We start from the raw sequence: 22,153 nt of genomic DNA on the forward strand, positions 1-22,153 counted from the left end.
ACGGGAACGAACGTCATGCATCGATTTCCGCCGACGAATTTTGACGTGCAGGATTGGTCGTTGAGACCCAGTATCATTGGGCTGGTGGCGTTTGCTGTCGCTGTCTTCGTGCTTGCTCGACGCCGTGCGACAGGTCCGGGGTGGTTGTTTTTCTGGCTCTACACGTCGCTCTTGTTTCTGTCGTGGACGGTGCTCAGCGCGCTCAGGTTGAGGAACATTCAGGACGGCAGTTCAATGTGGATTCCGGTCCTGACGGCGGCAGTACTGGTGATGTCAGCCACGGCGCTGGTGCGCCGGTTTCTGCATCCGACAAAGATCGACAGCAGAGAAACCTCGGCGATCCTGTTGGTGGCGATGGGATTGGGTGCCGCGTGCTGCTTATGGCCGGCCAGCGGCGACGGTCGACAGCAGCTCGACGCACGCAGTGCAGGAACAACCTGAAACAACTTGGCCTTGCGATGCACAACTTCCACGACGTCGAGGGGCACTTTCCGGCACCGACGACCGGAACGCCGCCGGTTTCGTGGCGATTGTCGCTGATGCCGTACCTTGAACTGGCCAGTGTCCTGGAGGCATACGACACGACCGCTGCGTGGGACGCTGCCGTCAATCAGCCTCTCTCACGGCAGGAAGTTGGCCTGTACGATTGCCCGTCGCGCCCGAGCAGCCTTGACGATGAACTTCGTTTCCTGACTGCCTATCTGCTGCCGACGGGTGATGATTCGTTTTTCCAAACAACGCAACCGGATCAGCGTTCGGCGAGATTGCGGATGGCAATTCGAACACCATCCTGATGGTCGAATCGTGCGGGTCGAAGGTTGTTTGGACCGAACCTCGGGACGTCGACATTGCGGACGCGGCATTGCAGGTGAATGCACCCGGTCCGGAAATCGGTGAATCCGGAGGCGTGCTGTCTTCGTATCACGTCGGCGGTGCCCAGATGGGACTGGCGGACGGTTCCGTCAGATTCGTCTCGGACAGGATTGACCCGAATGTCCTGAAGTCGTTGCTGACAAAGTCCGGCGGCGAAGAAGTCGGCGACTGGTAGCAGCGAGGCGCGCACTTCCACGTCCCGCGGGCCCAGTCGCAGAAGCGCAGCTATGGAATGAGGCGAACGGTAAACCGTCCGTTCGCCGGCGGACGTGAGCGTGTCGGCCGCAAACGCGGGAAGATGCTATGCGGCGCGGCGTGTCAGTTTTTGTCGCAGCCGCTGCATGCCGCGGATGTAGCGGTCGTAGTTGTCCGCCTTGAGATTGAAGAACTCCGCCACCTGCGGGTGCGGAAGAATCAGGAAGCGTTCGTCCTTCATTCCCTGAACAACGGATTCCGCAACATCGTCGGCGGAGATTGAATGCAGGTGCAGGTATCGGTGAATCGGATCGCTGTCGTCGATCATTTCCGTGTCGACTCCCAGCGGACACACGCAGGAAACGCGAATGCCCTGCCGGCCGTAGCGCACGGCGAGCCATTCGGCCAGAGCGACGTCCGCGTGCTTGGTCACGGAATACAGCGCCGAACCGATTTCCGTCAGAATTCCGGCAGCGGACGCCGTGTGAACCAGGTAGCCGGCACCTTTTTCCAGCATCTGTGGCACGACCGACTTTGCGGCGTGCAGCCGGGACATCACGTTGGTTTCCCACATGTTCTGCCAGTCACTGTCGGCAGCCGTCAGGCCTCCCTTGACGGTGACTCCCGCGTTGGAACAAAACACGTCGACGCCGCCGAATTGGCTGGTGGTCCGATCGACCAGGCGTCTCACGTCGGGCGAACGAGTCACATCGCAGGCGATGGCGATCGAGTCGGTGTTCCGGCCGGCGAGTTCCGCTGCAACACGTCGGGCAGCGTGCAGGTCGCGATCCGACACCACGACGGCAGCGGCTTCTTCGGCGGCAAAACGGCGACACAGGGCCGCTCCAATTCCGCGACCGGCGCCTGTGACGACAACGATCCTGCCTTTGATGTCCACTCGAAGACCTCCTGTCCTGACTTTCCGGTGCGAATCCCTGTGACGCTGCCCGGGCGGCAGACTACCCAATCACCGGAATTTGACCAACAGCGATTCGAACGGAAATCGCGCGATCAGGGCGCTGAGGGTTGAGAACCTGGTGCCGGGATTTGAGATTTGAGATTTGAGATTTGAGATTCGCGGCAACCAGCACTCATTTACCGGCTGAGGATGTGGTCGATCAGCGGGTTCAGGTCTGATCGCGGCATGACAGGACAGTCGACGACAGGTTCATCGTCGCTGACGACGGCCTGAATCTGTTGATCGGACGAAGCATACGGAAGTTCGTTCAGCGCTGACCGCCAGACTTCAATTCGCCGCGCTGTGGCGTGCAAATCACCTTCCACCAGAATCAGATCGAAGTCTCGAAACAGTACATCGAAATGTTCGTAGCGATCGTCTTCTCTGACATCCCGATTTCCCGGAATGAAGGCAGCCGTCATTCCGGGTGACAGGATGCCGACCGCGGCGGCACCCGCCTGGCGATGCCGGTGAGAATCCTTGCCGGGAGTATCCAGTTCATGGCGGTGGTGAGTGTGTTTGATCGTGGCCACCTGAAGCCCGGCCTGTGTCAGCCTCTGCACCAGATCGCAGACCAGCGTTGTCTTTCCGGCGTTCTTCCGACCCACGATGTGAACTCGAGGAACCTGCTTCATGCGATGACGGCCGTTGTTGATATACCGCGAGCGGGAAGAAATGAGGCAATCGGGCTCGTGGCAGATAGCGTTGAGAAAATCATCGGTGTCCGCCGCGGCCAGCATAAATTCAAGTTCTGCAGTCCTTCCGCCACTGCGTCGGCAGCGGACGGCCGGAGTGGAATTCCGCCGGCGGAGATTCGATAGTATATCACAGTCACGGTGCCGGTCGGCAGAGGATGATGTCAGCTCGGCGCCGGGGACGCGACGGTTGTTCCGCCGGGTCTCGCTGACGACGCGTACAAACATTGACTGCTGCCGTGGCCCGTGAACTATGTGCGGACGATTCACTCTGCGAACACCGGCTGCCCGGCTTGTCGAACTGTTCCGCGCGGCGGATGTTCCCACATTGTCGCCCCGCTACAACATCGCTCCGACGCAACTGGTGCTGTGTGTTCGATCAATCTGCGACGATCCGGCAAATCGCGAAGCCGTGCTGATGAAGTGGGGGCTCATTCCGTTCTGGGCGAAGGATGAGTCGATCGGCAGTCGGATGATTAACGCTCGTTCCGAAACGGCCGCGCAGAAGCCGGCATTTCGCAAAGCCTTCGAAAGCCGCCGGTGCCTGATCATCGCCGACGGTTTCTATGAATGGGAAAAGCTGCCCGGCAGGAAGAAGCAGCCCTGGCTGATGCACCTGCCGGACAACGAACCTTTTGCGTTTGCCGGGCTCTGGGAACGATGGTCGCCGAAATCGCCGGACGAAAACGTCGCATCCGAACATCCTGCGGAAGTGACATCCTGCACGATTCTGACGACCGCTGCGAATGATGATCTGCGGTCAATGCATGATCGGATGCCCGTCATACTGCCGTCCGAAACTCATGATGCATGGCTGAGTTCTCATGCTTCCAGGGGTCAGTTGCAGGCGCTGATGCAGCCGCTGGCCGATGGTGTTCTGAGCCGTTACCCCGTGTCATCGCTGGTCAACCGAGTCGCGAACGAATCGCCCGCGTGTGCGGAACCGTGCGATTCACCGGCGGACAGCGATAGCGCCGCGCCGGATCGTCCGCGGCAGAATTCACTGTTCGAATGACAAACATCCGATGTTTCCTCCGCTCGGTCGCCCGGAGCGTGTTTCTGCTTCTGATCGCCGCCAACTGCTGGCTGTGGATGCAGGGAGTTCACGAGTTGGGGCACGTGATCGCCGCAAAATTGTCAGGCGGAAGTGTGTCGAAAGTCGTGTGGTGGCCGACGTCGATCTCGCGAACCGACGTTGATCCGAATCCACACCCGCTGATTGTCTGCTGGAGCGGTCCGTTGTTCGGCAGCCTGCTACCGCTGATTGCGGCCATGTGGCTGGCTGCCGCCGGGCGACGAAGCTCGGCAGCGAAGTTCTTTGCCGGGTTTTGCCTGATTGCCAACGGTGCATACCTTTCCGTGGGCAGTATCGACGGCGTCGGTGATGCCGGAACGCTGCTATCGCTGGGTGCTCCCGTCGCAGTACTTTGGAGCGTCGGCGGAGTCTTTGTCTTCGGCGGACTGCTGATCTGGCATCGGCTCGGCCGCGCGACGGACGTGTTGCGCTGCGCGGTTTCCGTCCGTGAATGCGGTCGGCAGTTGTTGTTGCTGCTGGCCACGATCAGTGTGATGGTGCTGTGCTTCGCGGCGGAATGACAGCCGGTAAAGCGAAGGGCGGGCTGGGTAATCTGCGACGAGTCACACGGACGCCTGGACTTTGCAGCGATTCCGGCGCGTCGAATCAGAATCCACAGAACCAAACTCGCGCCGCTGATTGCTGAACGAAAAACCCGCAGCCGCCTTCAGTTTCTCCGCTCGCATTCTGTTCTGCGTGTAAGCTCGTGACAGTCAACAGATCAACAACGTCTGTTCCGCATGTCTTCCACTGAAACAGAAAGGTCACGCTATGCGGCTAATGGTTACTTTGAGTGGTGCACTGATTCTGTCGATGGCTTCGCAACTGCATGCGGCCGATGAAGTGCGGTCTGCTCAGAAGACGCCGGTGACATTGTCAACGGTATCAGCGCCGGCTGATGCGAAGACGTCCGCGCCGATTGTTACCGAAACGGTTGTGCCGAATGACTCGGCCCTTCAGACGGTGTCGCGGACTCGGCCGATGCGGCTTCGTTCGACTTCCTCCCGTCCGATCTTCACCCGTGGAACGCCGTTGCGGCAAGGCAACACAGGCGTGCTGGGCCGCGTCATGGAACTGGAACGCAGAAAGAACGCATGGCTGCGCAGCATGTTCCGTTAAAGCGTCCGGTCGCACTCAGCGGCTGTCCCGCTTCACGGCAGAAGAAATCTGCTTCGTTACCACGTCGGCGACCTGCTGCTGCCGACCAGAACAGAATCAGCGAGGTGACACGACACCAACAGATTCCACACCTTTGATTGACACCAGCGAAGAACGATACCACCAGAGCATGACACCTTAGATTGGCACCAGGGACAGCGGATTCTTTCGAGCCGGCGACGGTATTCGGAAGGGTCCGCTTTTTTTGTTCAGCGCACTCAACGCTGTCGCGGTGTCGACGTTCCCTCGCGGTCGAATATACTGTGGGTCATGGTTGCAGTCTCGGCGGTGGCGATCCGCTGAACGTGCTGCGTTTCTGTCTGAATTCAGCTTCCGGAAACAAACCAATGGCAGCAGTCGCAGAGATGGATCCGATCGAAGAAATCGGACAGACGGCCGGCCTGATCTGGCACTTCCTGAGCGAACACGGAACGACTTCGGTGAGCAGGCTTGTGACGGGAGTTGAGGCGCCGCGCGACCTGGTGCTTCAGGGAATCGGCTGGCTTGCGCGGGAAGAAAAGATTGCCGTTGAACGGACGTCCCGCAGCAGGACCATCCGCCTTCGCTAGGATCGCTTACAGCGCGGATTCCGTGTCCTGTTTCTTCAGTTGTTCAAACACGCGCTGGACGGCGCTGGCAGGAATGGCGTAGCTGCTGATACGAGCCGCCCGCGCGATGTTAATGCCGATCGCATTACCGGACGCGTCCAGCAACGGACCGCCGCATTGCTGCGGAAACAGGTCGGTGTCGTGCTGGAAGGCTTCCGGGAATCCGGAGTTGTGCAGGCTGGCATACTTGCCAAGCTCCTTCAGTTCGCTGTAGCGCGGAAGCAGCGCGTCATTCTGTTCACTGATGAACCGTCCAGTCAGAGTCACGGGGACGGTGATGATCTTGTTATCGCGGATCACCTTCACGTCGATCCTGTCGCCCGGCGAATAGTTCTGCAGGTGCGAGACCAGTTGTTCCGGGCCTTTCATCTCCGTTCCGCTGATTTGCAGCACGACATCGCCGCCTTTCAGACCGCTTCGTTCGGCCGCTCCCCCGGCAATCACTTTTCTGATCAGCACGCCTGACGAATGCGGGAACGGTTCGATTCCCAGAAAGGGTTTCGAAGCCGTCTGCAGCGTGTGAATATCGACGCTGATGACTCCCGGCAGAATCGGGTTGCCCCGGAAATCCGTTGTGATGACCAAACGGCCGGGATCAGTCGTGTCGTCGCCGGCCCAGGTGACAGGAGTCAGATCCGCGGCGTCGACTTTCAGCAGCGCAAGATCGTAGGCATCGTCGACGGCGACGCGCCGGAACTTCCGGCGACTGCCATCGGGGAAGACGCAATCCGGGTCAACCGCGCGATGCAGTTCGCTGGCTTTCGTCAGAATGTAGCCGTTACGCGACATGACGGTTCCCAGCGCCAGCGAGCGTCCGAATTCGTGGATCTCCACAACGGAGTTCTTAACGGCTTTGACGACCGGTTCGAATTCCTTCAACTGGTCTGGCGACCGCTTCTCATACGGCCCGACTCGGCGATGAAGTGTCAATTCCAGTTTCGTGTCTTCATCTTCGCTGTCATCATCGTCGTGACCAAAGGAATGCGGTTCGTCGCTGTCGTCCGGACGTATGCCGGTCTTCAGATGGACCGTTCGCTCCCGATCGCTGCGGCGCAAAACAACGTCGACTTCCCGGCCGTCTTCCAACTGGTCCAGCAAAGTGCTGAGTTCCAGGCGATCCGCAAACCGCTGGCCGTCGATCGAAACCAGCGTATCGTTTGGCTGGATGCCGGCTTTATCGGCCGGACCGTTTCTGATGACTCCGCGGACTTCCGCCGTGAAGTGCCGCCAGCGAAGATCGGTGCCGAAGAAGTCGGATTCGGCAAGTTCGTTGTCAAACGCCCGCAGCCGTCCCCATTCGTCACCGTTTTTCAGTCGATCCCAGTCGCGATGCCAGACGTCGATGGCGACATGGCGGTTCTCGACGATGACTTCCGTAATCATGCTGTGAATGCCGATCAGCCGACCGTCCAGATCAAATAGCGGTCCGCCGGAATCACCCAGCACAATGGCGTTATCGGAAATGATTGTCATTGCGCCGACGGACAGCACGCGGCCGAATCGCACGGGTGCCGGGCGGTCTTTGCGGAAGCCGCCAGGATGTCCCAGAGCAAAACAGAAGTCTCCCGCGCTGACCTCCGACGAACGCCCCATCGTCACGTGAGGAAACTCGCTGCCGTCGGCGGGCATCCGCTTGATCTTCAGCATGGCCGCGTCGGCGGAACGGTTCTTTCCCAGCACGTCGCATTCGTATTCCCGGCCATCCGGAAAGATGACGTACGTTGACTGTCTGGACCTGCGGCGTCTGAAGTGTGACGACTCAACGACGTGAGCTGCCGTCAATACGATTCCGTCACCGGAAACCACCACACCGCTGCCAAAACCAATTCTGTCGGTGACTCCCACGATGGCGGGCTGCACGCTTTTCAGTGCCTCCGTCAGCCGCTCCTGCCGCTGTTGCAGAGTAACTTCGTTTGCGGAAAGACTGCCGACCTGGATGAAGAAAAGGCACAGTAAAGAAGCGTGACGAATCATCTGTCGCAGCTTTCCGTTGGACGCGCTTTCGGGAAGTAGGTCCGGCAGTGGCCCGGACTGGCACGGCGTTTCGGGAACCAACACCGACACGGCAGCGATGTGTCGTATCGCAGTACCTCGAATAACGGGAAACGCACCGGTGAATCAGACACGCGAACGCCCGGGATGTGCGACTTTCCGGAATCCGTCCCCGGCATCGAGGTACCCGTCGGTCATTTTGATGCCCATTCTACGCTGCGAATGAGTGATTGCCAGACGAGGATTCGTCGGCGCGCCGCCGTCAGACAATGCAGCCTTCCGTCGGGCTGGACGCGGTCGCGTACAGTTTCTTCGCAATCCGTCCTGCCAGAAATGCGTGCCGCCCGGCCTGACATGCCTGTCGCATGGCATCCGCCATCAGGTGCGGGTTGCGCGCGCCGGCGATTCCCGTGTTGAGTAAGACGCCGTCGCATCCCAATTCCATCGCGACCGCCACATCGCTGGCCGTGCCGACTCCGGCATCCACGATGACCGGATAGTCCGGGTCGTCTTCCTTCAGGTACTCCAGACAGATGCGGATGCTGTTGGGGTTCAGAATCCCCTGCCCGCTGCCGATCGGGCTGCCGGCCGGCATCACGGATGTCGCTCCCGCTTCCTTCAAGCGCCGCGCGGTCATGGGATCGTCCGACGTATAGCACAGCACCTGAAACCCGTCGTCCACAAGCTGGCGGCAGGCGTCAATCGTCGCAACGGGATCCGGCAACAGCGTTTTCGTGTCGCCCAGAACTTCCAGCTTGACCCAGTCGGCTCCCGGGTTTTCCAGGCCCCGCAGGATTTCACGACCCAGCCGAGCGACGCGAATTGCATCTTCGGCCGAAAAGCATCCCGCTGTGTTCGGCAGAATCGTGTACTGGTCCAGATCAATGAAATCCAGAATGTTGCGGCCTTCCGCGTCAACCAGCCGTTCGCGGCGGACGGCCACAGTGATCACGTCCGCTCCGCTGACCCGCAGGCAGTCGCGCATTTGTTCGAAGGTCGCGTATTTGCCGGTTCCCACGATCAGCCGAGACTTCAGTGTATGCGTACCGAGAGTCAGCGGAGTGTCCGCGGGCTGAAGCGACTGCGCGCCGGTGGACGGAAGTTGCGTCTCGGCAGATGCGGATAGGCTCATTGTCGGTTTGTCTGGTTCAGAAAGATGGATGTATGAAAAACAGCGGATTCGGTCGTCGTCAGCCGCCGCCCACGAGCGTCACGATCTCGATGTTGTCGCCTTCCTGCAGAAACCGTTCGTGGTGTTCCTCGCGAGGGACCACGTACTGATTCTGTTCGACAGCGCAATATCGGTTGTTGATTCCCAGATCTTCCAGCAGATCGGCGACGGTCCATTCGTCGGGGACTTCCCTGGCTTCACCGTTCAGTTGAATCGTCGGCATCTGACTGCTCCCGTGACCTGACACTCTGGCCGCATCATACCGCCTGCGAAACCTGCGGAAAGCCACGCCGTGCCGCGAACATTCCGGTGCCGCGCGACGTGTGTATCCCCCGGGCTCAGTTTCCAAAGAACTCGTCGGCAGCTCTTGAAGTCGGCGGGGAACTCAACGAATCGCCGGTACCAGAGCGTTCCGGCCTTCCACCGCTTGCCATGACGCGTTTGCGGCGACGGCCTCGTACGTCTGATCGTTGCCGCCCGGCCATTCAATCTGAACCTGATCAGCCGTTTTGGCGGTCCCCAGACCGAAGTGCATCCAGCGGCTTCCCGTGGAACCATAGCTGCCGCCTCCCTTCCACTGTCTGGACTGCGTGATCTGCTTTCCGTCGCTGTCAGTGGATGTCACGCGAACCACGGTGCCGATTGCCTCGCGAGCTCCCCGGGTCCCGATCAGTCCGATTTTCAGCCAGCCGTGCTTCGTGTCGCTCGTATTTTGAACGATGGAAGCCGGATCGTTGTTGTGTGAGACAGCCAGATCCGGATCCCCGTCGTCATCAAAGTCGAAAGCGACCGCGCCTCGCCCCATGTGAGTTTCCGCAAAGAATCCTCCGATGGCCTGCGCGACATTGACCAGCCGCGTTCCGGAAAGATTTTCAAACATCAGCGGGGTTTGTTTCAGAGAGTTGCTTCTGGGAAAACGAATCACGTGGCCGTTGGAAACAAACAGGTCCTCGTCTCCATCCAGATCCGCATCCATCGCGCACGTGCCCCAGCCGACGTACAATGCGCCCACGGCGTTGACTCCCAGTCGCTGGCTGGAATGTCGGAACAGCATGTTGTCGTGGTTCTCATACAAAGCGCTGGTTTCGCGTTCGTAGTTCGTAACCCACAGATCGAACAGGCCGTCCCGGTTGTAGTCCATCAATTCCACTCCCATGCTGCCGTCGGGAACGCCGCGATCGCTGAGGCTGGAACCGCTGAGCAGCGAATCGTCGGTCAGCGTGTGTTCCGGCGTGGAGTGATACAGCGTGTTTGGAACCGTGTCGTTCGTGACGTAGACGTCCAGCAGCCGGTCGCCGTTCACGTCGGCGACGACAACGCCCAGGCCCTTGCCGTCGGTCTGCAGATTCATCGCCCGCGATTCGTCGGTAAAGCCGCCACTGCCGTCGCTGAAGTACAGCGTGTCGGGCAGACCGGTGAAGTCACGCGGCGGACAGATTTCCCGCTGACCTTCCGTCGGTCCCTGACAATACGGGTGATTCTCCTTCGACCAGTCGACGTAGTGACAGATGTAAACATCGGGAGCTCCGTCGCCGTTGATGTCGCCCCACGCCGCGCTGCTGCTCCACAGAGAATCGGTCAGGCCGGACGGCGCGGCGATCTCCTGAAACGTTCCATCGCCCAGGTTGTGCAGCAGTTGCAGGCCGCCATAACCGGTGACCAGAACGTCGCGAAATCCGTCGCCGTCGAAATCCGCGGCGGCACCGCCGTGACTATAAAACTTCGCGACTCCGGCTCCCGACTGTGCCGAACAATCTTCGAATCGTCCAGCACCGCGATTGCGAAACAATCCGCACGGCAGACCGGACGTCTTCAGTTCCGCGTCGATCTGTCCGCCGCCGGGAAACAGAAGATCTTCTCGTCCGTCGGCATCGGCATCGATGACAGCGATGCCGCCGCCCAGTGATTCGGGAATCGAAAAATTCCCGGCCTCCTGACCGTTGTGGTAGGTGAAGACCACACCGCTGTCGGCAGTCATTTCGGCAAACCGCATGCTGGTCGCCGGCTGCGCGGAGGATTCGCCGGGGGACGTTCCGTGCGTCTGGCCCGCTGCGCCGTTCGCGTCACCGGACGTCGTAACCGGCTCCGTTGTCGAATTGTCGCAGCCGATGCTGAACACCGCCCACAGAAGGGCAAGCGAAAATGCCCGAAATACTCTAGCCATCAGCTTGTCCCGCGCGGAACTCGCGCTTCCTGAAGGACGCTCGGCACCGTTCGTGCCACGGAGTTGTCATAGTTGCGCACGTCATGACAGCAGCCACTCCCTGCATTTCGCCGCCGCTTCGAGGCAGCGTCGTTCAGACGCACGGCAATGCGGCGAATTCATGTCACGCAGCGCTGCCGCGGCGGACCGGCAGCGGTCCGCACAACTCTGCAGCAACGCCGTGCAGTAACCGTGCTGCGGCCGGGTTCGCGTCAACATCACACAGCACGCGGCGCGGCAATCCATACACTGCACGGCGGCTCGCTGCCAGTTTCCACACTTCTCAGATGCGCACTCCTGTGCTCGCTGGATGACCGCGTCACACTCTCGAACGCATGCCAGAAGCGACTCTTCAATAGAGAATCCCGCCGCGCTGTCGCGAAGGAAATCTGCACTGTTCACGAATGTCGGCACGCTCGCACATCCGGCCAGAATGGCGATCGCCTCACGTCTTTTCATCAGGCTGTTCTCCCACGAGTTTCCGGAAAACTGCAGACAGTCGGCTGCTGACCCAAAAGTGTACGCCGACATCGCAGATTTCACCAAGACGAGCAGTTCCCGTGTTACGATGCGAGACAGCAGAAGAACCAGGGAAATCTGATCGCAGACAGGTTCATTCCGCCAGGCTGCCGGAGTTGCGACCAAATCTCCCGATCACGCAGCAGTCGCATTCACCGCGAATCCGGCAGCTCGATACGGTGATTCGCGGAAAACGCCGGCGAACTCACATTCATTTCAGGAACCGGACCTTTTCCGGCCGCGAGGTCCAGCCAAATTGTCCCTGAAATTCGTCCAGCGAGAGCGTCAGCTGGCGTCCGTCCCGCAGCAGTGCAACGACGGCAACATGATCGTCGAAGTTGTCGGAACTGACGAAGTCCCCCTCCGGTGAAACCATGGCCCAGGCGTTGTCCGGCAGTTCCGCCAACAAAGTCCCGAGCCGCCGATTTCGCCTGAAATCGTAGCCGGAGACCCAGGCACCGTCGTTGTCGCCGCCCAGCAGGCGTCGGCTGTCGGCCAGCCAGTGTGGAGTGTGAAAGAAGCGGATTGCGCTGGTGACGTTTTGCCCGACTGCGCGCAGATGAAACTCCCCGTAGCTGCCGTACACTCCCAGCACGCTGAAATCTGGAGACCAGCCCGCGGACAACCGCTCGCCGCAATCCATCTCGGCCTGACCCGCCGGCGAAATCTGCCCTGTTCTGACATCCAGCAGTTCGAATCCGGTCATTCCGGCCAGATAAAGAATTTGATTGCTGTCCTTCAGAAAGCAGAAAGGACCATCGGACGCGCGCTGGACTCGCGGTGGCTGCATCGGCGCGGATAGCGTCTTGAACTCCTGCAGCCGCTTGCCGTTTTCCGCATTCCAGACGCTGATTCCTCCGAATGCCGAACCGCAGGCGATTTTTGCGCTATCGTCGGACCACTGAACCCACCACAGCGGATCGTTGTGAAGCAGGGCATGTTGTTCCGTTCCGGACTCGACATCCCGGATGCGGCAGACGCCGTCGTCACCCACCGAAGCGATCGACTTTCCGTCGGGAGACCAGCAGGCTCGCCAGATTCGTCCCGCATCCTGCAGAAATCGGTGTTTGACTTTGCCGGAATCCGCATCGATCACGCTGATTCGGTCGGCACTGTCGGAGCCGTCCGTGCAGAGACGCAGAAGCAGCCCGCCACCCGGCTGCCAGAGAAGCTGCGAGCATTCCTGGTGCTGAAATTCGGTTTCGTTCAGCATCGCGCCGGTCTGCCCGTCAAAGACGCGCAGCCGGTTCGAAGTCAGTGTGGCGACACGACTGCCGTCGTCGGCAACGGCAGTCACAACCGGTCGTGTTGACGATTGCGGCAACATCGGCAGAGCCTGCCCGGTCTGGCTGTCGACACGTGCGTTCGGCATCAGAATCTGTCTGCTGTCCGGTGTCCATGCGACGTCCGTTGCACGCCGGCCTGACGGGACTTCGAAGCACTGTGACCAGTCCAGAGTGTTGAATGCCGTGCAGGAAGTGCCATTGGCGACAGCCAGCGACGTGCTGTCGGGAGAGAACGACACCAGACCTTTGACGTCCAATCGGTGCCGTTCCTGAAACGACCGCGTGTCCAGGACGACGGTGCCGGAATCGTCCGCGGCAGCGATCCAGCGACCGTCGGGTGACCAGTCAACGGAACAGTCGCCGTCCATGTCGATGGTCGTCAATAGCTGCAGAGAATTGGCATCAAAGACTCTGGCGGTCCGTTTGCCACCGAGGACGAACCGTCTGCTGTCGGGCGAAACACCGATGAACGTGCCTGCTGCGCCTTCCGCGGAATGGCGACGGTCGGCGGTTTGCGGATCCAGTAACTCAACCACCGTGCCCGCGGCATGGATCAGCAGTGTTCCGTCGGGCAACCACGCGACGCGACCCGGCCAGTTGTCGACATCAAATGTCTTCAGCAGTTGACCGCTGTCGACATGCCAGACGTTAAGCGCTGCTCGCGGCCCCGGCGAGGCCGAAGCAAGCGTCCGGCCATCCGGTGAAAACTGTACCGAACAGATCGCGCTTTCGTGTCCGGCAAGCACTTTGACAAGCTGGAATTCCGCAGTCCACAGACGTATGGCGTTGTCGTCGCCGCCGGTGGCGATCAATCCGTCACTTCGAACATCGATCGACCGGTAGCCGCTTCGATGCAGCAACGGCTCGATTGACCACGTCAGAACATCATTGACTCTGGCGGGCCGACTGACGGCCGCGAAATCGCCAAACGGCTCGCCGGGTCGAATTCTCGCACTGAATTTGGGCAGGGAATCGGGCCTCGGATGCATGCGAAGATCGACTGATGCAAGTGTGCCGATTTGCGATTCATCAACCGACGTTGCTCCCCGTTCGTTCGGAACTGCCGGATGTGAAACGTTCCGAACGGGCTGCGCCGCGGAATACTCGGCGGCTCCGGCAATCGCGCTGCCGTCATCGCGACCAGAGTCCGGCGGAACCTTCTCGGCGACCTCCGGATTCGGAGCAATCTCGGCGTCCGGTAGTTCCACGACAGCTTCCGGCGAATCGCTCGCGATGGCGCTTGCGGCGGCGATCGCAGGTGCTTTGGTCGCCATGTCGCGGTCGACTGGCATGACAGACGTATCGGCGCTGACGGACACGTCATTTGGGCCGCTGGCCGGGCGGGATCGAACCAACCATCCGCCCATCAAAACCAGCGCGATCAGTCCGCCGCCGACCAACACGCGCCAATGACTTCGGTTGCCCGGTTTGCCGCCGGTGCTTGGCTTCGAATCAGGTCGTCCGGCGGTTGCACGGCGATCCGTTCTGCGGCGGGATGCCTGACCGGAAGCCGGCGAGGCCGCGCTGAATTCCGCAACTTCGTTCGGCGCCACTTGCCACAGCGTATCTGAGGCTGCCGTCGCGCGGGTGCCTGTCGTCGGTGAAGTACCTGCCGGCGCCAACGGCGATCGGGTTGAGTCGGGTGCGTCGTCGGCAGTCGCACGTGACGGCGGCCCGGCCAGGTCGGCGGCAGCAACGGAGTTCGTGTGTTCCGCCAGCCACGCTTCCAGTGCGTCGACCAGGTTCTGCGCCGGTCCGATGCGATCGTCCGGATTCTTGGCGACCATCCTTTCGAACAGCCGCTGCAGTTCGGAATCCGCGCCGGGCAACAGTGGGATGGGTGCCGTCTGGTGCGCCATCACTCGCTGCATGACGCCGTCCGATTCGTACATTGCAGTGCCGGACACCAGAAAATACAGCGTGCAGCCCAGCGCATAAATGTCACTGCGATAGTCTGCCGACTGTGCGTCCATGGCCTGCTCCGGCGACAGAAAATCGACCGTTCCCATCAGGACACCGGGGCTCGTCAGGTCAGCCACTGTGGCGCTGGTGGACGCCGCGGAATCGTCCAGCCTTGCCAGTCCCATGTCCAGGATCTTCACGGTGCCTGCGAGGTCGAGCAGCAGATTGGAGGGCTTGATGTCTCGATGAACCACGCCCTGCGCATGAGCGTATGCGAGCCCGCGCGCGGCCTGAATGGCGTAGCCCACAGCCGTGACCGTCGGCAATGAACCCCCGTCCGCGACGATCGATTCCAGATCCGTGCCGCTGACACATTCCATCGCCAGAAAGTGTATGCCGTTTGATTCATCGGCATCGTAGGCGGTCACGATATTCGGATGATTCAGCCGCGCGGCCGCTTCGACTTCGCGATGAAACCGGCGCAGAGCCGTCGCACTGCGAACATACTGCGGGGTCAGCACCTTCAATGCGACCTCCCGCTTCATTCGCCGGTGGCGAGCCCGGAAGACCTGGCCCATGCCGCCTTCACCCAGCTTGTCCAGCACGACATAGTTTCCGAGAACCAGGTCCTGTGCCCTGCCACCGAAAACCGTCCTGGCCTGAAACCTGGTCAGCAATTCACCCCGGACCAGCAGTTCCAGCAGCGACTGACCGGAAATGTCATCGTCGGTCAGTCCTGATTGCTGGCGACATCGCAGAACGTCTTCGGAAGTCAGAAGCCCGGTTTCTGTCAGCAGCCTGGTGAGTTCTCTGGCGGTCGGAGCCATCGGACTTTCCCATCATCGCGCGGCCCGGGCGGATTGACTTTCGCGCTGGAGCGATGCGGCTGACGATAAGGCACTGCTGAGATACCGCCGACAACGCACCGTTCCGTGTTCGGCGATCCGGGATATTCCGCACGGCTTACGAACGGCGTTCGCGCAGAGCCACGGAGTCCGCCGGACAGTCCGACCGCGCGTCAGCAGTCGACTCTGTCACCGCACGAACTACAGACGCACGCGACCTTCGGGTGCCGGCACGGAGATCCACCGGATGGTTCGTTCGCGGACCTTCGAATCGGAGATGCGAGTGTCGGTGTTAGACGCTGATTCGCGACGCCGTGATTCCGCAGCGAGACGGCTGGCGGTCAGTACGTCGAAATGACTGCTGCGAAGCCTGGATTGTGTCAGCATCAGGGGTTCCACGGCGGCGCGTTCTTCGTCATCTGTCGGCGGCGCCAGGAAGTCGATCGGACTGACTTCTTTCCCAAGATCGGACTCCGGAGCGTCGATGTCGTCGCCCTTTGATTTCTCAGTGCCCTTCGAAGAATCGGAATCGGCACCTGTTTCGCCTTCCTGCGAAGACTTGCCGTCGGCGGGCTCGTCGACCGGAGTTGTGATTGGACGCCGCGCTCGTCGAAAGTCTTCCGGAAGTTCCCGATTCAGGATGTCATCAACTTCGTTGCCGGAACCCTCTCGTGATCGGATCCAATCCGGATCACCGGATCGTCCGCCGGCGCCTGTGGTGTCGTCGGTCGAGCTTCCCGGCCCAAACATCGGCGCGTCGCGATCGGGATCGAATGTGGGAGGATTCGAAGACCGATTATCCACCGGGTCTTCGTAGGTCCCTCGGCGTGACCGGTCCGGCTCCTCACGGCGCTGCGGACGAGCCGTTTCGCCGGTGCCCTTGTTGGAAATCGGATCTGTGGAAGGTCGCAGCGTGCCGGATTCGACACCAATGCAGGCAACGCCGCACGAGCCGCTGCCGCAACCGGAGCTGCACGCGACACCGCACGTGTTGCAGGAATCGCAGCATCCGGTATTGCAACTCGATGCCGCAAACGTGCCATAGCTGGCCGTGTAGACCGGAGCATAATTTGCGGGAGCCGCGTAGCTGGCGTAACTGACGGGCTGGTATCCGCCGTAGTACGCTCCGTATCCATAGCCGCCGTAGGGCGCCGCGTACGGAGCGTAGCCGACGCCGTAGGCCGGGAACCACGGCCACCAACACGCGTGTGTCACCGGAGACAGCACGCCGACGATTCCCACAACCATCAGTTTGAACAGGAAGTTTCTCATCAACCACCTCGAAGGTTTATATCAGCGACGATCTCGCCAACGCCGGTACCCGTTTTTGTTCCGGTGTGCTCACCCGGCGCGTCGCTGCGGATCGCTACAATTGGCATGAACGGAAATCATTTTCCAGGCTTCCACTTTTACCGTCGCTGATCGGCGTTTGTCAAACAGCCAGACGGGGATTCGTGCCGCCCCCGACGTTCAGAAACCAACGTGTCGGCACCGTCGGCACCGCGCGAACTCTGCAGGTCAGTTGGTGGCGGCTCGATGCACGCACGGTGGAAACGTCGTCCATCAGCCTGCCGGTTGTCCGGTGAAGTACTCGGGCTCGTTCCCCGGTTTCCATTTGATGTTGCAGCCGATGCTCGGTTTTTGTTCCGAAGTCACATCGCTGCCGGCAAGAACGGCGTCGCAGGCGGCCTTCAGATCGTTCCCCGTGACCGGAATGTCATTCCCCGGCCGGCTGGAATCAAACTGGCCCCGGTAAACCAAAGTGTGGTCGGCGTCGAACAGGAAGAAATCGGGAGTACAGGCGGCCTTGTAAGCCTGAGCGGCCTCCTGAGTTTCGTCGTACAGGTATGGAAACTGATAGCCGGCGGTGCGAGCTTCCGTTTTCATTTCTTCCGGTCCGTCCTGCGGATGCGTGCCGATGTCGTTGGAACTGATGCCCACGATTCCCAGCCCCTTCGCCTGGTATTCGGCAGCGAACTTCGCCAGTGCCGGACGCAGGTGAATGACGAATGGGCAGTGGTTGCACATGAAGATCACCAGCAGAGGCTTGCCGCGGAAATCGCTGCGGCGAACGGTCGATCCATCGACATTTGTCAGAGAAAAGTCCGGTGCCACTGTCCCGAGCGACAACATGGTGGACGCTGTCTTGACCATTGCATCAGGTTCCTGAAATACGAGTCTTTCGGATGTTTGCTGACGGCCGCGTTCATCACGACAGCGTGCGCGGCGCCGGACGTTCAGTGTATTCACCTGCCCTTCGTGTTCAAACCGGCGCCGATTCAACACACGCTCGACGCCGCATTCGGCCGACGACGCGCCGGCGCGGATTTGCATCGGGCTCGGTTGTGAAGGCGTGTAAACCGCGAACGGAACAGCAGCCGAACCGCTAATGAACGGGTCTGCCGGGCTGACGGGTGAACGAAGAAGCTGGATTGCTGCGGAAGGAGGCAGTCCGGCAAAGATCGATTCCGCCAAATCGGCGGTCTGCGGATTCGAAACTGGCGGGCAGGCTTCTCATCGAGCGATGACGCAGGTAGTTTATGCCCCGATTCACCGTCCGCGACGTTCGCATCGATTGCCGCCGACGCTGATTTTCGTTCGTTCACCGACCTGCATGAATGGCTCTGTCGCTCCGGAGCATTGATTTATGGCGTCCAAGTCCGTGTATTGGGGAGAAGGCCTGTTTCTTCGCCCGCATCATTTCCAGTGCGTCGAACGAAGCGTTCTGGAAAAGATCCGCATTGCCGAAAACTGGGGCGATCGGCATTGCTACGGTCTGCAGCGGCTGGAACCGGACCTGGACTCCCTTTCGAACTGGCGCGTCTCGCTGGCGTCCTGCCACCTGCGGCTTCCGGATGGAACCCATTTGCGGTTTCCCGAAGATTCGCACATTTCCGCCGTCGAAATCCCGCGCCAGTTGTTCGCGTCCGCAGATACGCGAGTGAAGGTGTACGTGGGTGTCGCGGAATACCGCAACGGGTTTTCCAATACCGACACCGACGGCAGCAATCCGCAATGCCGCTATGTGCTGGCTTCCGAAAGCGTTGAGGACGAAAACGCTCCGGGCAACGCGGAACAAATTCAGTTCCGACGTTTCAATCCCCGGATTCTGATCGGTGACGACGCGGCGCTGGGGTACGACGCTCTTCCCATCATGCAGCTTCGACTGGGAGCCACCGCGGAAGCTCCGCCGGAAATCGATCCGGACTACATTCCGCCGCTGATTGCTTCGGAAGCCTGGCCGTGGCTGAGCGGCTTCATTCGCTCCGTCTACGACCGTCTTGGGGCCACCGCCGATCGGCTGGCTCGACAGATGATCGATCGCGGCGTCGCTTTCGAAAGCGGCCACAAGGAAGATCTGGAACGCATTCTGCAGTTGCATGCGGTGAATTCATCACTCGGCGGGTTTGCTCATCTGCCGTTTGTACCCGGAATCCACCCGTACATCGTGTATTCCGAACTGTGTCGGATCGTCGGACTTCAGGCGATCTTTCGGCGCGAACGGCGGTTTCCGGAAATTCCCGTCTACGACCATGACGATCTGACGACCTGCTTCACAGCCCTTCGGAAACTGTTGAATGTTGAAGAGGCGAAGGACGAGTCGTACATCAAGCGTCCGTTTGCCGCTCAGGGTCTGCAGATGTCAGTGCGGCTGCAGACTGAGTGGCTGGAGCCGAGCTGGGCGTTCTACATCGGTGTGGAATGCAAGCTGAAGACCAGCGAAGTCACGGATCTGCTGTCGGAACGATCGCTGGGCATGAAGGTCGGTAATACGGACGAGGTTGACAACATTTACAAGTTCGGTCGCCGCGGTGTTCGGCTGGCTCCCGTCGCGGACGCGCCGCGCGCGTTTCCGCGAGCCAACTGGCACTACTATCGGGTGGATCGCGATGAGGCCTGGCGCAGCGTTGAGGAAACTCTGAACCTTGGCATTCGCTTCAACGAGCGCAATGTGGCTCAGCAGATCAACGGCGAAAACAAGATCGACGTGAAGAACCGTCACACCGGCGAACTGGTGTCGCTTGCGTTTTCGCTGTTCGCCATCAAAGCGTCCGGGACCTAGTTTTCCAGCAGCGTCAGATTCTCTTACATCAGCAGGAGTTCCGGCGGATACTCATGGCAACGTCCATCATCGAACTCGCGGAACCGTTCTTTCTGAAGGTTCTGGGAATTATCAATCAGCCGACGCCCGGACAGAACAGCAACCTGCAGTCGCTGCAGAAGCAGCTTTCCGCCGACCTGCAGGGCATCGAACAGAAGGTGAGTTCCGGGTCCGCCAACGTCAACAACGCGGAATGGCAGTCGCTGAAAAAGGCGATGATCTACTGGGCCGACGAAGTCCTGACGCGGCATATCGAAGGCTGGAAGGACTTCGTGCTGGAACACGAATACTACGCCGAACGCAACCGCGCCTGGAAATTCTATGTCGAAGGAGAACAGTGCATCCCCACAGGCAGCTCGGAGGCCGCGGAGCTGTTCTATCTGGCTCTGGTGCTGGGATTCGTCGGTGACCTGGAAGGCGCGTTCAAGATCGAACTGAAGACCGATCTTCCCGGGAATCGAAAAGACGTCGCGGAAGCTCGCAAACACTGGGCAGCTCAGTTGCAGCGGCGGATTCGCCACGAAAACGCCCGCGACATTCAGGGAGAACCTCTGGAAGGAAACGTCGAACCGATGAGCGGCCGACGCGGACTGGATATCGCGATGACGGTCTTCTCAGTCGTTGCTCTGGTTTTCCTGATTCTGCTCGGCTGGATGCTGAAAGGCGGCTCGTCGTAGCATGCGGTCCGGCGCGATTTGATAAATGCCGATCTGCGACCGACGCTCGGGTAATGGAATCTGATTGGCGAGGAAAACGGGAGGGCGAGGCTCCCGCCGAGCCGCGTGCGGCAAAGGATCACCGATTCGCCAGCGATTCGGCAGGAGCCTCGCGATCCCATATGACCCGCCCGCACCGGTTCGCCCGACTTCCGCGCCCGCACCATCCATCGACGCACGGCTGACGAAGTAACACGTCGCTGCGACGACAAAGCCGTCGCGGCAGCGCCCCGCACACGTTGCAGCACGGTCATGTTGCAGCGCCGTCAACGAAGAAAGCCCGACATCCTGTGGACGCCGGGCTTTCATTGTTTCGTCGAGTCGATTCAGGCAGATCTACTTCGCGGATGCCACCTGGCTGCCGGTTTGCGGCATGTAGCGTTCCGGATTTTCGCGGAACAGGCTGACGTTTTCTTTGGTGCTGAACATGTACAGCCGATCGGCGTGACTGACCAGATAGCGGCCTTCCATCGCCTGATGCGTCTTCACAAAGTGGACCGGATCGCATCCGCCGAAGGCGACCGCGTAGGATTCCGGATTTGCGTCAAACAGGTTCCTGCAGTCCGCGTTTGCGAACGTGTAGATGCGTCCCTTGTAAATCGACTGGAACTGATCGCTGCCCTGGACCTGGCGGCCGTTCTTCAGCGAAACGATGCACAATCCGTTCAGGCGGCCGATCGGTGACGGTGCGACATCGATTGACCGCAGCGACGCCTGAGTGACCGGCAGCAGTGTCGCCGAAGGGTCGCCGGATTCATCCGGGACCGGAGCGGTCTTTTCACCGCCGCCGTCATCCGTTCGTTCGCCTTCTTCCGATGCCGGCGGAGCTTCTTCTTCCGGAACGGCGTAGTACGGGCTGTAGTGGCAGGGAATTCCGCAGGCGGCGATGGCTTCGACAGCCTTTTCCCGCACTCGCTTGGAAGGTTCGCTCGGACAGCCCTTTTCGTCGAGTTCGTAAGCGGTCTTCGCCAGAGCTTTCAGAGTATCCGCGTCACAGCAGCTCCGGCAGTGGCACGGCAGTTCCATCAGATCCGGACCGGACTCACGCGGTCCCTTTTGTCCGTCCTTGATGTCGAAGGCAGCGTCGCACCAGTATTGTTTCAGTGACAGATTGCGGCACCCTTCCTTAACCCGGTCTGCCAGGCCGCGGGATCCGCCCTGTCCGTTGTCGCACTTCGAGCAGGTCGAGGAACCACGCTGCGAACGACCGTTGTTACACGACTGGCAGCTTTGGCACGATCCGCCTCGACCGCCGTTCTGACCGTTTTGGCTGCACGGATTGCACGAGTGCCGCGTCAGCATTTCGCACAGACCTGTCGCAGCGGCGTAGCGGACTTCTTCCCACTTGTCTTCCTGCATCGCCAGGATCAGCATTTCCTTGGCTTCAGGAAACACGGTGCAGTCGCGTTTGGCAAGATAATGAATTGCCCGGATTCTGTTGGGGATATCCACTTCCCGCGCACGAAGTTTCGATGCCAGCCCCTTGGGCGTGTCTTCGCCTTCCTTGATGAAAGGCTCATTCAGCAACGGGTCTCTGCGGCGACGCCAGGTCTTGAAGCAGTCGGCTCGCAGCGGGCTTTTCAGCCATTCACCCCATGGAGGCCCGCCTGCGTCCTGTGCCGTCACGACGGTCGTGTCGAAAACACAGACCGTCAGAAGGGCGAATGCAAATACGAAGTTGCGGTAAACTGAGATTCGGTTGCCCAGGCAGGACATCGAACAACCTCCATGAAAATGGCCGTCGTGTGATTCTCCGGTAATCCAGATTTTCGGCATCCTGCTGCACAATCGTCACTCAGTGCGTCAAAAGACGGCCGCTATACAACGAAACACTGCGCGTCGTAGTCAACACGGT

18 protein-coding genes are annotated in these 22,153 nt (G+C 60.2%); 8 read left to right on the top strand and 10 right to left on the bottom strand.

Features of this window, described 5'->3' with window-relative positions; all coding sequences use genetic code 11:
• Positions 1 to 60 precede the first annotated feature (60 nt).
• The 3 genes from R3C19_19690 to R3C19_19700 are packed head-to-tail and all read left to right on the top strand — an operon-like array spanning position 61 to position 1,048.
• Complete coding sequence (locus tag R3C19_19690; GenBank protein ID MEZ6062571.1) at positions 61 to 441, top strand: hypothetical protein; 381 nt, start codon at positions 61 to 63, stop codon at positions 439 to 441.
• A gap of 17 nt (positions 442 to 458) precedes the next feature.
• Entirely contained in the window at positions 459 to 794 is a 336-nt protein-coding gene (locus R3C19_19695) for a DUF1559 domain-containing protein (GenBank protein MEZ6062572.1), read from the top strand.
• On the top strand, positions 794 to 1,048 hold the full coding sequence (locus tag R3C19_19700; GenBank protein ID MEZ6062573.1) for a DUF1559 domain-containing protein: 255 nt from the start codon (positions 794 to 796) through the stop codon (positions 1,046 to 1,048). Before R3C19_19695 ends, R3C19_19700 begins: the two co-directional genes overlap by 1 nt.
• 126 nt (positions 1,049 to 1,174) lie before the next feature.
• Here R3C19_19700 and R3C19_19705 read toward each other — a convergent pair whose 3' ends face one another.
• Positions 1,175 to 1,966, bottom strand: coding sequence for an SDR family oxidoreductase (locus tag R3C19_19705; protein ID MEZ6062574.1), 792 nt, complete (start codon positions 1,964 to 1,966; stop codon positions 1,175 to 1,177).
• A 197-nt stretch (positions 1,967 to 2,163) separates the two neighbouring features.
• Positions 2,164 to 2,661 (bottom strand): molybdopterin-guanine dinucleotide biosynthesis protein B, encoded by a 498-nt coding sequence (gene mobB, locus R3C19_19710; protein MEZ6062575.1) that lies wholly within the window; start codon positions 2,659 to 2,661, stop codon positions 2,164 to 2,166.
• Positions 2,662 to 2,974: 313 nt separating this feature from the next.
• Between mobB and R3C19_19715 the strand changes: the two genes are divergently transcribed.
• The 3 genes from R3C19_19715 to R3C19_19725 all read left to right on the top strand — a co-directional run bounded on the left by R3C19_19715 (position 2,975) and on the right by R3C19_19725 (position 5,523).
• Positions 2,975 to 3,736: an SOS response-associated peptidase gene (locus R3C19_19715; protein ID MEZ6062576.1), complete on the top strand. Its 762-nt coding sequence runs from the start codon at positions 2,975 to 2,977 to the stop codon at positions 3,734 to 3,736.
• Positions 3,737 to 3,774: 38 nt separating this feature from the next.
• Complete coding sequence (locus tag R3C19_19720; GenBank protein ID MEZ6062577.1) at positions 3,775 to 4,317, top strand: hypothetical protein; 543 nt, start codon at positions 3,775 to 3,777, stop codon at positions 4,315 to 4,317.
• 984 nt (positions 4,318 to 5,301) lie between these two features.
• Complete coding sequence (locus tag R3C19_19725; protein MEZ6062578.1) at positions 5,302 to 5,523, top strand: winged helix-turn-helix domain-containing protein; 222 nt, start codon at positions 5,302 to 5,304, stop codon at positions 5,521 to 5,523.
• A 6-nt stretch (positions 5,524 to 5,529) separates the two neighbouring features.
• Here R3C19_19725 and R3C19_19730 read toward each other — a convergent pair whose 3' ends face one another.
• The 7 genes from R3C19_19730 to R3C19_19760 all read right to left on the bottom strand — a co-directional run bounded on the left by R3C19_19730 (position 5,530) and on the right by R3C19_19760 (position 17,634).
• Positions 5,530 to 7,536 (bottom strand): S1C family serine protease, encoded by a 2,007-nt coding sequence (locus tag R3C19_19730; GenBank protein MEZ6062579.1) that lies wholly within the window; start codon positions 7,534 to 7,536, stop codon positions 5,530 to 5,532.
• Between the two features lie 280 nt (positions 7,537 to 7,816).
• Complete coding sequence (locus R3C19_19735; GenBank protein ID MEZ6062580.1) at positions 7,817 to 8,686, bottom strand: thiazole synthase; 870 nt, start codon at positions 8,684 to 8,686, stop codon at positions 7,817 to 7,819.
• A 58-nt stretch (positions 8,687 to 8,744) separates the two neighbouring features.
• The gene (gene thiS / locus R3C19_19740) at positions 8,745 to 8,948 is read right to left on the bottom strand and encodes a sulfur carrier protein ThiS (GenBank protein MEZ6062581.1); all 204 of its coding nucleotides are present in this window, start codon (positions 8,946 to 8,948) and stop codon (positions 8,745 to 8,747) included.
• Positions 8,949 to 9,110: 162 nt separating this feature from the next.
• Positions 9,111 to 10,889: a CRTAC1 family protein gene (locus R3C19_19745; protein ID MEZ6062582.1), complete on the bottom strand. Its 1,779-nt coding sequence runs from the start codon at positions 10,887 to 10,889 to the stop codon at positions 9,111 to 9,113.
• A gap of 769 nt (positions 10,890 to 11,658) precedes the next feature.
• A complete protein-coding gene (locus tag R3C19_19750; protein MEZ6062583.1) occupies positions 11,659 to 15,462 on the bottom strand; it encodes a serine/threonine-protein kinase in 3,804 nt (1,267 codons plus the stop codon).
• A 219-nt stretch (positions 15,463 to 15,681) separates the two neighbouring features.
• Entirely contained in the window at positions 15,682 to 16,752 is a 1,071-nt protein-coding gene (locus tag R3C19_19755; GenBank protein MEZ6062584.1) for a hypothetical protein, read from the bottom strand.
• Between the two features lie 291 nt (positions 16,753 to 17,043).
• Positions 17,044 to 17,634 (bottom strand): thioredoxin family protein, encoded by a 591-nt coding sequence (locus tag R3C19_19760; GenBank protein ID MEZ6062585.1) that lies wholly within the window; start codon positions 17,632 to 17,634, stop codon positions 17,044 to 17,046.
• Between the two features lie 493 nt (positions 17,635 to 18,127).
• Here R3C19_19760 and tssK point away from each other — a divergent pair, with 493 nt between their 5' ends.
• Positions 18,128 to 19,543: a type VI secretion system baseplate subunit TssK gene (gene tssK / locus R3C19_19765; GenBank protein ID MEZ6062586.1), complete on the top strand. Its 1,416-nt coding sequence runs from the start codon at positions 18,128 to 18,130 to the stop codon at positions 19,541 to 19,543.
• A 53-nt stretch (positions 19,544 to 19,596) separates the two neighbouring features.
• On the top strand, positions 19,597 to 20,259 hold the full coding sequence (locus R3C19_19770; protein ID MEZ6062587.1) for a DotU family type IV/VI secretion system protein: 663 nt from the start codon (positions 19,597 to 19,599) through the stop codon (positions 20,257 to 20,259).
• A 375-nt stretch (positions 20,260 to 20,634) separates the two neighbouring features.
• Here the strand turns inward: R3C19_19770 and R3C19_19775 are convergent, their stop codons facing one another.
• Positions 20,635 to 22,014 carry a hypothetical protein gene (locus R3C19_19775; protein ID MEZ6062588.1) on the bottom strand — a complete coding sequence of 460 codons (1,380 nt, stop codon included), beginning with the start codon at positions 22,012 to 22,014 and terminating at the stop codon, positions 20,635 to 20,637.
• Positions 22,015 to 22,153 lie beyond the last annotated feature (139 nt).

Source organism: Planctomycetaceae bacterium (assembly GCA_041398785.1).
Lineage (GTDB): Bacteria > Planctomycetota > Planctomycetia > Planctomycetales > Planctomycetaceae > JAWKUA01.